The sequence below is a fragment of the Dellaglioa sp. CoH-56-MRSF-14 genome (genome assembly GCF_056782115.1).
This window is the reverse complement of sequence record NZ_JBXAYB010000134.1, coordinates 1-243: the sequence shown is the minus strand read 5'-3', so window position 1 is coordinate 243 and position 243 is coordinate 1. Positions and strand designations below refer to the sequence as shown.

Genomic DNA, 243 nt, shown 5'->3' with positions numbered 1-243 from the left:
GGAATACGGCCTTGGCAAACAGTACGTCGCCCGGCAGATACAGGCCTACCTCACCGAACTCGAAGTAGCCTGCATCAGGCGGCAGTTCACACAAAATGTCGAGCGTATCGGGCGCAACAAAGTTGTAGGTAGTTGGAACACCTGTGTACAGTGTGTTGCCGTTCAGCCCGGTGTCTGTGCGTTGCGGGGTGTAACCGTAACCGTCACCCACTTTGAATGCTACGATCTGGATAGAGGGGCCAG

Annotated in this window: 1 protein-coding gene; it reads right to left on the bottom strand. The window is 55.6% G+C overall.

Translation table 11 applies throughout. The annotated features are described in order from the left end of the window. Positions 1 to 243: hypothetical protein (locus tag AC1RPX_RS08080; protein ID WP_481763382.1), on the bottom strand; the 243-nt coding region annotated here is incomplete at both ends.